Raw genomic sequence first — 14,137 nt, forward strand, 5'->3', positions numbered from 1 at the left:
TGAAAACTGAGGGGATGAGTTGTGGGTAGGGGTGAAAGGCCAATCAAACTCCGTGATAGCTGGTTCTCCCCGAAATGCATTTAGGTGCAGCGTCGCGTGTTTCTCACCGGAGGTAGAGCTACTGGATGGTCTAGGGGGCCCACAAGCTTACCGAAATCAGCCAAACTCCGAATGCCGGTGAGTGAGAGCGCGGCAGTGAGACTGCGGGCGATAAGGTTCGTAGTCGAGAGGGAAACAGCCCAGATCGCCAGCTAAGGTCCCTAAGCGTGTACTAAGTGGAAAAGGATGTGGGGTCGCGAAGACAACCAGGAGGTTGGCTTAGAAGCAGCCACCCTTGAAAGAGTGCGTAATAGCTCACTGGTCAAGTGATCCTGCGCCGACAATGTAGCGGGGCTCAAGTACACCACCGAAGCTGCGGCATTCACGCAATAGCCCCCCTTCACTCTGCGGAGTGTTGGGCAGGTGTGTGGATGGGTAGGGGAGCGTCGTGTGGCCATGGAAGCGGCAGGGTGACCTAGCCGTGGAGGCCACACGAGTGAGAATGCAGGCATGAGTAGCGAAAGACGAGTGAGAAACTCGTCCGCCGAATGACCAAGGGTTCCTGGGCCAGGTTAATCCGCCCAGGGTGAGTCGGGACCTAAGACGAGGCCGACAGGCGTAGCCGATGGACAACGGGTTGATATTCCCGTACCCGTGTGAACGCGCCCATGGTGAATCAGTGATACTAACCATCCTGAAGCCACGAGAAGACCTTCGGGTCTCGAGTTGGTGGATGCATGGGACCTGATCTGGTAGTAGCCAAGCGATGGGGTGACGCAGGAAGGTAGCTGAGCCAGTCAGTGGTAATACTGGTGTAAGCGTGTAGGGCGTGACCTAGGCAAATCCGGGTCGCATACAAGCCTGAGACGTGATGCGTAGCCGATTGAGGCGAATTCAGTGATCCTATGCTGCCGAGAAAAGCCTCTAGCGAGCTTTCACACGGCCCGTACCCCAAACCGACACAGGTGGTCAGGTAGAGAATACTAAGGCGATCGAGATAACTATGGTTAAGGAACTCGGCAAAATGCCCCCGTAACTTCGGGAGAAGGGGGGCCCTGTCTGGTGACGACATTTACTGTCTGAGCTGGGTGGGGCCGCAGAGACCAGTGAGAAGCGACTGTTTACTAAAAACACAGGTCCGTGCGAAGTCGTAAGACGATGTATACGGACTGACGCCTGCCCGGTGCTGGAAGGTTAAGAGGACCGGTTAGTTCTTCGGAGCGAAGCTGAGAATTTAAGCCCCAGTAAACGGCGGTGGTAACTATAACCATCCTAAGGTAGCGAAATTCCTTGTCGGGTAAGTTCCGACCTGCACGAATGGCGTAACGACTTCTCAGCTGTCTCAACCGTAGACTCGGCGAAATTGCATTACGAGTAAAGATGCTCGTTACGCGCGGCAGGACGAAAAGACCCCGGGACCTTCACTACAGCTTGGTATTGGTGTTCGGTTCGGTTTGTGTAGGATAGGTGGGAGACTGTGAAACGGTGACGCCAGTTATCGTGGAGTCGTTGTTGAAATACCACTCTGATCGAATTGGACCTCTAACCTCGGACCATGATCTGGTTCAGGGACAGTGCCTGGTGGGTAGTTTAACTGGGGCGGTTGCCTCCCAAAATGTAACGGAGGCGCCCAAAGGTTCCCTCAGCCTGGTTGGCAATCAGGTGTCGAGTGCAAGTGCACAAGGGAGCTTGACTGTGAGACTGACAGGTCGAGCAGGGACGAAAGTCGGGACTAGTGATCCGGCACCGGCAAGTGGAAGCGGTGTCGCTCAACGGATAAAAGGTACCCCGGGGATAACAGGCTGATCTTCCCCAAGAGTCCATATCGACGGGATGGTTTGGCACCTCGATGTCGGCTCGTCGCATCCTGGGGCTGGAGTAGGTCCCAAGGGTTGGGCTGTTCGCCCATTAAAGCGGCACGCGAGCTGGGTTTAGAACGTCGTGAGACAGTTCGGTCTCTATCCGCCGCGCGCGTAAGAAACTTGAGGAAGGCTGTCCCTAGTACGAGAGGACCGGGACGGACGAACCTCTGGTGTGCCAGTTGTTCCGCCAGGAGCACCGCTGGTTAGCTACGTTCGGAAGGGATAACCGCTGAAAGCATCTAAGCGGGAAGCCTGTTCCAAGATGAGGTTTCTCACCCCCTCGAGGGGTTAAGGCCCCCGGCAGACCACCGGGTTGATAGGCCAGAACTGGAAGTGCAGTAATGCATGCAGGTGACTGGTACTAATAGGCCGAGGACTTACCACAAAGAAGCTACGCGTCCACTGTGCGGTATCTGAAACAACACACAGATACCTTGATGTCGATCATCCATCATCGATCAACCCTCTTGAGGTTGGTGGGTGTGTGGAGGATCTGGTTCAGGGCTGGTTACTGTGACAGTTTCATAGAGTTACGGCGGTCATAGCGAAGGGGAAACGCCCGGTCCCATTCCGAACCCGGAAGCTAAGCCCTTCAGCGCCGATGGTACTGCACTCGACAGGGTGTGGGAGAGTAGGACACCGCCGAACACCCGTTAACCGAAAGGGGACCCAACATACTGGGTCCCCTTTCGTGCGTTGTATGAAAGGAATGACTGTGTCGGAGAATGGCGACGAGCGTCGGTCCTTCCGTGGGGGAGGAGCGCCTCGATCAGGTGGCCCCCGTCGTGACAACGACGGGCGTGGATCACGCAGCGCTGCAGGCGGAGACCGCCGCGGTGGTGCCGGAGACAACAACCGTGGCAGGGCTGGAAACAGCAATAGCGGCGGATTCAGTGGCGGACAGCGTCGCGGCGGCGAGGGTGGGTTCACCCCTCGTGGGCGCGACGGCGACCGCAACCGTCAGCAAGCTCGACCTGACGAACCAGATTTGCCCGATAACGTAGAGCCGACCGAGTTGGATCCGGCTGTTCGTCGGGATCTGCTCAGCCTCGACAAGGACAACGCCAACACAGTTGCGCGTCACCTCGTCATGGCGGGCAAGCTCGTCGACGAAGACCCGGAACTTGCACTGCTCCACGCTCGCGCTGCTCGTCAGCGTGCCGGCCGCATTGCTGTCGTTCGTGAAGCTGCCGGAATCACTGCCTACCACGCGGGTGAATGGGCCGAGGCTCTCTCCGAGCTCCGTGCTGCCCGTCGAATGGCTGGTGGACCGGGTCTGATCGCGGTGATGGCCGATTGCGAACGCGGTTTGGGTCGACCCGAACGCGCGATCGAACTCGGTCGCAGTGACGAGGCTGCGCTGCTTTCAGGCGACGAGGCTTCGGAGTTGCGGATCGTCGTCGCCGGTGCTCGGATGGATCTCGGACAGTTCGATCAGGCAGTTGTCACACTGCAGACCAAGGATCTCGATGCAGCGCGTACCGGTGAAGCTGCGGCTCGCTTGTTCTACGCGTACGCCGATGCCCTCGTTGCAGCCGGTCGTATCGAAGACGGACTGAAGTGGTTCCTCAACGCTGCAGCTGCAGACCTCGAGGGTGACACGGATGCTGAAGAACGGGTGGCCGAGTTGACCGGAGAAGATCAGTGACCGTGCTTCGTACCCAGTACGACGTACTTTTGCTCGATCTCGACGGCACGCTGTACGCCGGAGCTCATGCGATTCCCGGTACCCAGGCTGCTTTGGGTCAAGGCTCGCAGGCTTTGTACTACGTGACCAACAATGCCAGTCGCTCACCTTCGGCAGTGTCGGCGCACCTCACGGAACTGGGTTTCGATTCCGAAGACGATCGTGTGGTTACCAGCTCCCAGACTGCCGTGCGTCTGTTGGCGGAGCGTCTCGAACCCGGTGCCGCTGTTCTGGTCGTCGGCACCGACGCACTTGCGGACGAGGTGACACGCGTCGGATTGCTGCCGGTTCGTGAGTTCGCGGATTCCCCGGTTGCTGTCGTTCAAGGACATTCGACGGAGACCAACTGGTCGATCCTTGCCGAAGCGTGCCTTGCGATCAGGGCCGGCGCGCTGTGGGTGGCTGCGAACCTGGACACAACACTGCCGTCGGAGCGGGGTTTGGTGCTGGGCAACGGCTCGATGGTGGCAGCCCTACGCGCTGCGACCAAGCAGGAACCGTTGGTGGCAGGTAAGCCTGCTGCGCCGCTGATGGAGGACGCGCTCGCTCGCAGTGGGTGCTCGCGTCCTCTGGTGGTCGGTGATCGTTTGGACACCGATATCGAAGGCGCACATGCTGTTTCGATCGACTCGCTGTTGGTTCTCACCGGTGTGAGCACGCCCGGTGACGTACTGCGGGCTCCGATTGAGCAGCGTCCCACCTACATTGCAGCAACCCTGGATTCGCTCAATCAGCCGGCCGTCGAGTCGCTGGTCGGTGCGGACTCCAAGTGGTCCGTTTCGGTGAACGGGTCGGCGCTGGTAGTCGACGGCCCGGTTGTCGGGGACGAGATGTCACTTCTACGTGCGGTTGCGCCTGTCGCATGGGCGAATCCGTCGTTCCAGACCCTGGAAGCGTCGGATGCCGGCGTGGCGGATCTGTTTGCATCCTGGCTCGTCTGAGTTCTCGCAAATGTGTTCGACTCGCGGGGGTGCGGGTGTATGCGTAACCGAGAGTCATGCACTAACGTTGTGCCCGATGAGCACGCCGACCCCGCACCCCGGAAACACGAGTAACGGATCTCCGTTGCCCGGGCCACGCCCTACCGTCGAACCGGAACGCATACGTTCTGACGTCGACGGTTTGCTGGCGCGCCTCGGCGGCATCGAACACGATCCGAACGATCAGCACGGAGCAGGTGTGATTCCGCAGAAGGCACATATTTTGGAACAGGCACACGAGGTGCTCGTCCAGGCACTCGCCTCTGTGGACAGGGCTTGACGTGGCACGTAGAGCACGGGTGGACGCCGAACTGGTCCGTCGCGGACTCGCACGGTCGCGAGATCATGCGCAAGAACTGATTTCCTCCGGCCGAGTTCTCATCTCGGGAGCTGTTGCTACCAAGCCTGCGACGGCGATCGAAGCCGGTACTCCGCTTCGGGTCGTCGAGGTCGAGCAGGAAGTTTCGTGGGCTTCGCGTGGGGCGCATAAATTGATCGGCGCCCTCGACGCTTTCGGGTCCGAAGGATTGACGGTCGAAGGCCGACGCTGCCTTGACGCCGGCGCATCCACCGGTGGCTTCACCGATGTTCTGCTGACGCGTGGTGCGAAGGAAGTTGTCGCAGTCGACGTCGGTTACGGACAACTGGTGTGGCGCCTGCAGTCCGACGACCGGGTGCACGTGATCGACCGAACCAATGTTCGTGCAATTGATGCGGAGACCATCGGCGGAACCGTCAACCTGGTTGTCGCGGATCTGTCGTTCATCTCTCTCAAACTCGTACTCGGGGCGTTTGTCGCCTGTACTGCTGACGGTGCGGACCTGGTTCCGATGGTCAAGCCTCAGTTCGAGGTCGGCAAGGACCGCGTCGGTGCCGGTGGCGTCGTACGAGATCCGGAATTGCGAATTTCCGCTGTGCTCGACGTGTCGGAGGCTGCTGCAAAGGTAGGCCTGCGGACGTTAGGTGTGGTGGCCAGCCCATTGCCCGGTCCGTCGGGAAACGTCGAGTACTTCCTGTGGCTTCGAAAGACAGGTACGTCCGGTGATCACGAGCCGGACACCGAGGGAATCTCTTCGGTGGAGGACATGATTCGCAAGGCTGTAGAGGAAGGGCCCCAGTGAACGCGGTCACGAACGGCGAGTCGCGCGAGATCCTTCTTGTCGCACATCCCGGCCGACGCGACATCACGGAAACCGCCAAGCGAGTCGGAAAGATCTTCGAGCGCGCGGGAATCGGACTGCGAGTCCTCGTCGACGAAGCAGACAGTTCGCGCATCGAAGCAATGACGGAGCCCGCGGGATTCTCTGCGCCGGGTCTCGACGTCACGGTTGTTCATCCCAGCCCTGATGCTGCCGTCGGATGCGAGTTGGTACTGGTTCTCGGTGGCGACGGCACATTTCTTCGCGCCGCCGAACTCGCGCAAGAAGCGTCCATCCCGGTATTGGGCATCAATCTCGGACGGATCGGATTTCTGGCAGAGACCGAGGCCGAGCATCTCGACGAGGCTCTCGCACAGGTAGTTCGCAAGGAGTATCGCGTCGAGTCCCGTATGACACTCGACGTCGTGATTCGGGTGGACGACGAGATCATCGACCGCGGGTGGGCGCTCAACGAAGCCAGTATCGAGAACCGTTCGCGTCTCGGCGTTCTCGAAGTTGTTCTCGAAGTCGACGGCCGACCCGTTTCTGCCTTCGGTTGCGACGGCGTTCTCGTGTCCACTCCGACCGGCTCGACCGCCTATGCGTTTTCCGCAGGCGGCCCCGTCGTGTGGCCTGAACTAGAAGCATTGCTCGTCGTACCCAGCAACGCGCATGCGCTGTTCGCGCGGCCGTTGGTCACGAGCCCGAATTCGATCATCGCGGTGGAGACCGTCGCCGGTAGCCACGACGGCCTGGTCTTCTGTGACGGCCGTCGTACGTTGGAACTGCCTGCCGGCGCCCGTGTCGAGGTCGTTCGCGGCGCCACTCCCGTCAAGTGGGTCCGGTTGGACTCTGCGCCTTTCGCTGATCGGATGGTTCGCAAGTTCGAGCTTCCGGTTACCGGATGGCGAGGAAGGAAGCCCTAATCGTGCTCGCAGAGATCCGTATCGACAGTCTTGGTGTGATCTCCGAGGCCAGCGCCCAGTTTCACGAGGGCCTGACCGTCCTGACCGGTGAAACCGGCGCGGGTAAAACCATGGTCGTCACGAGCTTGCACCTCCTCAGCGGTGCGCGAGCCGATGCCGGTCGCGTGCGGTTGGGTGCGTCGCGAGCCGTCGTCGAGGGACGATTCATCGCCGACGACGTTTCACCGGCCACCGAGCGTGAAATCGTCCGGATCCTGGAATCGTCCGGGGCCGAGCGCGACGAGGACGGGACTATCATCGCCGTACGCACCGTCGGCAGCGACGGGCGTTCACGTGCACATCTCGGCGGTCGAAGCGTGCCGGCGGGCGTTCTCTCCGAATTCACGGATCCGCTTCTGACGGTTCACGGACAGAACGATCAGCTGCGTTTGCTTCGTCCCGACCAGCAACGCAATGCACTGGACCGCTTCGGGGACAAGACAATCGGAACGCTCCTGACGCGGTACCGCAAACACCGTCGTGAGTGGCTGGATGCTCGTTCGGAGTTGATCGAGCGCACGTCGAAGGCTCGTGAACTGGCGCAAGAGGCAGACCAGTTGACCTTCGCGCTCAACGAAATCGACGGCGTGGCACCCGAGCCGGGTGAGGATACGGCGATCGTTGCCGAGGTGCGTCGACTCAGCGAACTCGACTCGCTCCGCTCCGCTGCCGAAGAAGCGCACGCTGCGCTCGCCGGTAGTGACGACATGGCCAGCGGTGACGTCGGGGTCATGCCGGCGCTCGACCTGATGTCCGAAGCGCGAGCGCGTATCGAGTCGGTCACCGATGCCGATCTGGACGGCCTCGGTTCCCGCTTGGCCGACGCTATTGCCGTCGTCACCGATGTTGCCGGAGACCTCAACACCTATCTCTCCGGGCTACCCGCCGATCCGGGGGCTCTGGACTCGCTGCTGTCGCGGCAGTCCGAACTCAAGACTCTGACTCGCAAGTACGCCGCCGATGTCGACGGTGTTCTCGAATGGGCGGAAACCGCTCGCGCTCGTCTGTCCAAACTCGACGTGTCCTCGGACGCGTTGTCGCTGTTGGCCAAGCAGGTCGAGGAAACGGCTGGACTGACCGCGGAGGCAGCTACCAAGCTGAGCGCCGCCAGAGTCAAGGCGGCGGCAAAGCTCGCCAAGGCTGTCAGCGCGGAACTCGCCGGTCTGGCGATGGGACGTGCGGGCCTCGAGGTGACGGTTCGTTCGCAGCCCGCGGGCCCGCAGGATTCGGCGCCGCTCAGTGTCGGGGGAGTAGACCTGCATGCCGGATCTGCCGGCGTCGACGAGGTGGAATTTCGTCTGTCCGCGCACAGTGGGGCGCCCTCGTTGCCCATCAGTAAGAGCGCTTCCGGCGGCGAGCTTTCGCGCGTCATGCTTGCGCTCGAGGTGGTTCTCGCCGGTAGCGACACCGGCGCGACGATGGTTTTCGACGAGGTGGACGCTGGGGTCGGTGGCCGCGCTGCCGTCGAGATCGGCCGCCGATTGGCGAAACTCGCTCGGACGCATCAGGTTATCGTCGTCACTCACCTTCCGCAGGTCGCTGCGTTTGCCGACACCCACCTCGTGGTGGACAAGGTGGACGACAAGGGCGGAGTGGTCAGCAGTGGTGTGCGGACTTTGTCGGATTCTGATCGGGTGGTCGAGTTGGCCCGTATGTTGGCAGGATTGGACGACACCGAGACCGGGCGTGCACACGCCGAAGAACTGCTCGAGATCGCGAATGCGGCCCGCGTCACAGATTGAAGGTTCTGTGGTGTTGGTGTGACTGATGTGGTAGTTGTCGGCGCGCCTCCACCGGTCAAGGCGGTTTCAGGTTCATCATCGAAGCCATGAAGATGCCCGGATTGCTCTCACGTAACACCGAATCCTTGCCTGGGATCAGTGGCATCGCCAGGGCCGATCGGAACACGGCGAAGCTTTTACGCCGTGTCGGTCCTGGAGACATCGTGATCCTCGACGAAGTCGACATCGATCGCCGGACCGCCGATGCTCTGGTGAAAGCCGGAGTCATGGCCGTGGTCAACGCGTCGCCGTCGATTTCGGGGCGCTACCCCAACCTCGGACCGGAAGTGATCGTCGCCAACGACATCGTTCTGATCGATGCCGTAGACAGTGACGTCTTCAAGAACGTCAAGGACGGCAGCAAGATCCGCCTGCACGAGGGCGAGGTCTTCAACGGCGAGAAGAGTCTCGTCAAGGGTGAAGAGCAGACCGAAGCCGAGATCTCCGACCGGATGATCGAGGCCAAGACCGGCCTGGTGGATCACCTCGAAGCGTTCTCGGGCAACACCATCGAGTTCATCCGCACCGAAAGTCCGTTGCTCATCGACGGAATCGGTGTCCCGGACATCGACATCGATTTGAAGGATCGCCACGTCGTGGTCGTCTCGGACGGCCCCGAACACGAGGCCGATCTGAAAAACCTCAAGCCCTTCATCAAGGAGTACTCGCCGATTCTGATCGGTGTCGGTGCAGGTGCGGACGTGTTGAGCAAGGCCGGATACCGCCCCGATCTGATCGTGGGCGACCCGGAAGAAATCACCAGTTCCACCCTCAAGTCCGGAGCCGAAGTTGTTCTGCCCGCAGACCAGGACGGTCATGCTGCAGGACTTTCCCGAATCCAGGATCTCGGTATCGGGGCGATGACGTTCCCCGCGACCTGCTCACCGACCGACCTTGCTTTGCTCCTTGCCGATCATCACGGGGCTTCGCTGATCGTGACGGTCGGCAACGTGGTGTCCTTGGACGAATTCTTCGACCGCGGACGCCGTGAAAGCAATCCGTCGGCATTCATGACGCGGCTCAAAGTGGGACCGAAACTAGTCGACGCCAAGGCCGTCGCAACGCTGTATCGAAGTCGAGTGTCCGGCGGCGCGATCGCGCTCCTGGTGCTTGCCGCCCTGGTGGCAGTGATCGTCGCCCTGGTCGTGTCCAATGCCGGTAGTGAAGTTCTCGACTGGGCAGTCGCAACGTGGAACAGCTTCGCGCTGTGGGTTCAGGGGCTCTTCAAGTGATTTCGATGCGTCAACATGCAATTTCCATAGCGGCAATCTTCCTGGCACTCGCGATCGGCGTGGTGCTGGGTTCCGGAATGCTGTCCAGTGGATTGCTTTCGGGTCTGCGTGACGACAAGGCAGACCTGCAGAACGAGATCGAAGACCTCAATCAACAGTCCAATCAGCTTCAGCAGCAACTCAATTCCGCGGACGGCTTCGATGCCGCTGTCGGTGGTCGCGTCGTGCGTGACAGTCTCGCTGGTCGCACCGTCGTCGTCATCACGGCACCGGACGCCGATCCCGGTGATCTCGACGGTGTCAACCGACTCGTCACTGCCGCCGGCGGCGCCGTGACCGGACGTGTCTCGCTCACCGATTCGTTTGTCGACGCCACGGGTGGTGACCGCTTGCGGACCGTCGTCACCAATGTCATTCCTGCGGGCATCACCCTCAAGACCGGTGCGGTCGATCAGGGCAGTCTCGCGGGCGATCTGCTCGGATCGGTTCTGCTTCTCAACGGGCAGAGCAGCGAACCGCAGAGCACTCCGGACGAGATGAATCTTGCGCTCGACTCGCTGCGCAGCGCCGGCTTCATCAGCTACGACGACGGCGCGGTCAAGCCGGCTCAGCTCGCGGTCGTTCTCACCGGCGACAACAAGAGCGAATCCGACGCAGCCACAGGTAACCGCGGCGCTGTGATCGCCCGGTTTGCGGGTGCGCTCGACGGACGCGGCGCAGGAACGATTCTCGCGGGCCGTCCCGGCTCGGCCGAGGGCAGTGGTCCAGTTGCCGTCGCCCGTGCGGATGCGGCGCTCTCAGCGGGCTTGACGACCATCGACAACATCGATCGGGAGTCGGGCAAGATCACGACGCCGTTGGCACTGCAGGAACAGCTGAACGGCGGCGCGGGCCGCTACGGCACGGGACCGGGAGCGGCGGCGGTCACCGTCGGCGCACCTACCAACTGACACCCCGGTATTGATACGCCGGTCACATCGGGGGCGGAAAGTCGGCGCGTTGTAGGCACCGACCCCCGATAGGTGTTACCGTGAAATCCCGTGGGTCGGCAGGCCCCAGCATGCTTCATCAGACCAAGCCCTGCACAGTCGTCACGGGAGCCCCTTTGCCACAGTCACGCACTAACACGCGTACCGCCACCAAGCACATCTTCGTCAGCGGAGGTGTAGCTTCCTCGCTCGGCAAAGGTTTGACCGCCTCGAGCCTGGGACAGTTGTTGACCGCGCGGGGAATGCGCGTGACCATGCAGAAGCTCGATCCCTATCTCAATGTGGATCCGGGCACCATGAACCCCTTCCAGCACGGCGAGGTCTTCGTTACCGAAGACGGTGCCGAGACCGACCTCGACGTCGGACACTACGAGAGGTTCCTCGACCGTGACCTCTCCGGCCAGGCGAACGTCACCACCGGCCAGGTGTACTCGACGGTCATCGCCAAGGAACGCCGCGGCGAGTACCTCGGTGACACCGTTCAGGTCATCCCGCACATCACCGACGAGATCAAGCGTCGCATCCTCGAGATGAGCGGTCCGGATCTGCAAGGGCACCGCCCGGACGTCGTGATCACCGAAATCGGTGGAACGGTCGGCGACATCGAATCGCAGCCCTTCCTCGAAGCCGCTCGCCAGGTCCGCCACGACGTCGGCCGCGACAACGTCTTCTTCCTGCACGTCTCCCTCGTGCCGTACCTCGGCCCCTCCGGAGAACTCAAGACCAAGCCCACGCAGCACTCGGTTGCGTCGTTGCGCAGCATCGGCATTCAGCCCGACGCGCTGATCCTTCGTTGCGATCGCGACGTTCCGCAGGGCCTCAAGAACAAGATCGCCCTGATGTGCGACGTGGACGTCGACGCCTGCATCTCGACGCCCGACGCTCCCTCGATCTACGACATCCCGAAGGTTCTGCACCGTGAGGGCCTCGACGCTTACGTCGTTCGCCAGCTCGGTCTCCCGTTCCGCGACGTCGACTGGACCGTGTGGGGCAACCTCCTCGATCGTGTTCACCAGCCGCGCGAGACCGTGCGCGTCGCATTGGTCGGCAAGTACGTCGACCTGCCCGACGCATACCTATCCGTCACCGAGGCACTGCGCGCCGGTGGATTCGCGAACCGGTCCAAGGTCGAGATCTCCTGGGTCCCGTCGGACGCCTGTGAGACCGAAGCCGGAGCGCAGGCCGCTCTCGGTGACGTCGACGGTGTTCTGATCCCGGGCGGCTTCGGCATCCGCGGCATCGAAGGCAAGCTCGGGGCGATCCGTTTCGCACGTTCGCGCAAGCTGCCGCTGCTGGGTCTGTGCCTGGGTCTGCAGTGCGTCGTCATCGAAGCTGCTCGTAGCGTCGGCCTCGACGATGCCAACTCGGCCGAGTTCGAGCCGGACACCAAGCACCCGGTCATCTCGACGATGGCTGATCAGGAAGACGTCATCGCCGGTGACGCCGACCTCGGTGGCACCATGCGTCTGGGTGCTTACCCGGCCGTGCTGACCAAGGGTTCCGTCGTCGCTCAGGCCTACGGAACCGAGGACGTCTCCGAGCGTCACCGTCACCGCTACGAGGTCAACAACACCTACCGCGATCGGATTGCCAAGTCCGGCTTGCAGTTCAGTGGAACCTCACCGGACGGCCACCTGGTCGAGTTCGTCGAGTACCCGCGTGAGCAGCATCCGTTCTTCGTTGCCACCCAGGCACACCCGGAGCTCAAGAGCCGTCCGACACGCCCGCACCCGCTGTTCGCGGCCTTCGTCGAAGCAGCGTTGACGTACAAGCTCGAAGAGCGCCTGCCCGTCGACGTCCACGGTGACGAGAAGATCGACACCGCTGCCACCGAGACAGCGCTCGACGCTGCAGTCGAGAACGTGGAAAAGGTCTAGCCACACATGAGCGATCCCGGTCGGCACGAATTCGACACCCTCGGCTCCAAGACGGTCTACACCGGCGCGATCATCGCGTTGCGCGTCGACACCGTTGCGATGCCTGGTGGTCAGCGTGCCGATCGGGAAGTCGTCGAACACCACGGCGCCGTTGCCGTCGTGGCACTGGACGAGCACGACAACCTGGTGCTGATTCACCAGTACCGTCACCCGCTCGGGCACCGGTTGTGGGAGATCCCCGCCGGTCTGCTCGACGCTGCGGGGGAGAGCCCGGTCGAGGCGGCAGCGCGCGAGCTGGGCGAAGAAACCGGACTCGGCGCCGATCGATGGTCGGTACTGGTCGATGTCGCTCTCTCACCCGGGTTCACGGACGAGGCGGTTCGCGTCTTCCTCGCCGAGGGGCTGCACGAGGTGAAGCGCGACGATCCCGAACACGAAGAAGCCGATCTCGAGATTTCGCGGGTTCCGCTCGCCGACGCCGTCGACATGGCGCTACGTGGCGACATCGTCAATGCCACAGCGGTATCGGGCATTCTCGCGATCGCCACCGCACGCGCGACGGGAAAGCCGTTGCGCCCCGCCGACGCACCGTGGCCCGATCGTCCTCGCGCATTCGGAGAACGCAAGTCGCGAGCCTGAAGTGCTTGCCCGACAGGTGGACTCGTATCTCGACCATCTAGCGGTCGAGCGAGGATCGGCGCGCAACACTCTACTTTCGTATCGCCGTGACCTGAATCGGTACGCGGAGTACCTGAACGGACGCGGCATCGACGACGTCGCGGGCGTGACGGAAAACGACGTCACCGAATTCGTGACACATCTGCGGCTCGGTGACTCCGAGGCCGGCGTCGTACCGTTGGCGGCCAGTTCGGCAGCACGCACCCTGATCGCGGTTCGCGGATTCCACAAGTTCTCCGCCGCCGAGGGTCTGGTCAGCGTTGACGTGGCCCGAACGGTCAAGCCGCCGACGCCCGGGCGCAAGCTGCCCAAGGCCCTTCCTCTCGACGACGTGATCGCCCTCCTCGACGCTTCGGGTGGCGGTGCGGCCGGTGACGGGCCCCGCGACCTGCGCGATCGCGCTCTGCTCGAGCTCCTGTACTCGACCGGAGCGCGAATCACCGAAGCGATCGATCTGGACGTCGACGACATCGATACCGAAACCCGTTCCGTGCTCCTCAAAGGCAAGGGCGGAAAGCAACGGATCGTCCCCGTCGGCAGGCCTGCGATCGCCGCCGTAGACGCGTATCTCGTCCGTGGGCGCCCCAGCCTGGCGACGCGCGGTGTTCCCGCCCTGTTTCTCAACGCTCGTGGGGGCCGCCTTTCGCGTCAAAGCGCGTGGCAGATTCTTCAGGATGCGGCGGCGTCTGCCGGAATCAAGGCGGACGTCTCGCCCCATACGCTCAGGCACTCGTTTGCCACACACCTGCTGGACGGCGGCGCGGACGTACGTGTCGTGCAGGAACTCCTTGGCCACGCTTCGGTAACCACGACGCAGATCTACACACTGGTCACCGTCACCGCGTTGCGCGAAGTGTGGGCTCAGGCACACCCGCGTGCCCGTTAGGGGTTGGTTGGCTCATGCGTGT

General features: G+C 62.2%; 11 protein-coding genes and 2 rRNA genes. All 13 read left to right on the forward strand.

The window, feature by feature from the left end; translation table 11 throughout:
* A 23S ribosomal RNA gene (locus ACWF6P_RS08885) occupies positions 1-2,286 on the forward strand; the annotation flags it as partial.
* A 146-nt stretch (positions 2,287-2,432) separates the two neighbouring features.
* Positions 2,433-2,549, forward strand: a 5S ribosomal RNA gene (gene rrf, locus ACWF6P_RS08890).
* Positions 2,550-2,610: 61 nt separating this feature from the next.
* Positions 2,611-3,549, forward strand: a complete 939-nt coding sequence (locus ACWF6P_RS08895) for a hypothetical protein (RefSeq protein WP_452620791.1) — start codon at positions 2,611-2,613, stop codon at positions 3,547-3,549.
* Positions 3,546-4,529 carry an HAD-IIA family hydrolase gene (locus tag ACWF6P_RS08900; protein ID WP_452620792.1) on the forward strand — a complete coding sequence of 328 codons (984 nt, stop codon included), beginning with the start codon at positions 3,546-3,548 and terminating at the stop codon, positions 4,527-4,529. The genes ACWF6P_RS08895 and ACWF6P_RS08900 overlap by 4 nt, the downstream gene beginning before the upstream one ends.
* Before the next feature lie 76 nt (positions 4,530-4,605).
* Complete coding sequence (locus ACWF6P_RS08905) at positions 4,606-4,848, forward strand: hypothetical protein (RefSeq protein ID WP_452620793.1); 243 nt, start codon at positions 4,606-4,608, stop codon at positions 4,846-4,848.
* A 1-nt stretch (position 4,849) separates the two neighbouring features.
* On the forward strand, positions 4,850-5,689 hold the full coding sequence (locus ACWF6P_RS08910) for a TlyA family RNA methyltransferase (RefSeq protein ID WP_452620794.1): 840 nt from the start codon (positions 4,850-4,852) through the stop codon (positions 5,687-5,689).
* A complete protein-coding gene (locus ACWF6P_RS08915; RefSeq protein WP_378446109.1) occupies positions 5,686-6,633 on the forward strand; it encodes an NAD kinase in 948 nt (315 codons plus the stop codon). The genes ACWF6P_RS08910 and ACWF6P_RS08915 overlap by 4 nt, the downstream gene beginning before the upstream one ends.
* Positions 6,634-6,635: 2 nt before the next feature.
* Positions 6,636-8,414, forward strand: a complete 1,779-nt coding sequence (gene recN, locus ACWF6P_RS08920; protein ID WP_452620795.1) for a DNA repair protein RecN — start codon at positions 6,636-6,638, stop codon at positions 8,412-8,414.
* Positions 8,415-8,500: 86 nt separating this feature from the next.
* Positions 8,501-9,685 carry a putative cytokinetic ring protein SteA gene (gene steA, locus ACWF6P_RS08925; RefSeq protein ID WP_452620796.1) on the forward strand — a complete coding sequence of 395 codons (1,185 nt, stop codon included), beginning with the start codon at positions 8,501-8,503 and terminating at the stop codon, positions 9,683-9,685.
* Positions 9,682-10,635 carry a copper transporter gene (locus ACWF6P_RS08930; RefSeq protein ID WP_283304820.1) on the forward strand — a complete coding sequence of 318 codons (954 nt, stop codon included), beginning with the start codon at positions 9,682-9,684 and terminating at the stop codon, positions 10,633-10,635. The genes steA and ACWF6P_RS08930 overlap by 4 nt, the downstream gene beginning before the upstream one ends.
* Before the next feature lie 155 nt (positions 10,636-10,790).
* Complete coding sequence (locus ACWF6P_RS08935; protein WP_003946139.1) at positions 10,791-12,551, forward strand: CTP synthase; 1,761 nt, start codon at positions 10,791-10,793, stop codon at positions 12,549-12,551.
* A 6-nt stretch (positions 12,552-12,557) separates the two neighbouring features.
* The gene (locus ACWF6P_RS08940; protein WP_452620797.1) at positions 12,558-13,190 is read left to right on the forward strand and encodes an NUDIX domain-containing protein; all 633 of its coding nucleotides are present in this window, start codon (positions 12,558-12,560) and stop codon (positions 13,188-13,190) included.
* Position 13,191: 1 nt separating this feature from the next.
* The gene (gene xerD, locus ACWF6P_RS08945) at positions 13,192-14,115 is read left to right on the forward strand and encodes a site-specific tyrosine recombinase XerD (RefSeq protein WP_230817918.1); all 924 of its coding nucleotides are present in this window, start codon (positions 13,192-13,194) and stop codon (positions 14,113-14,115) included.
* The last annotated feature ends 22 nt before the right edge of the window (positions 14,116-14,137 follow it).

It is taken from the genome of Rhodococcus sp. NPDC055024 (assembly GCF_053608585.1).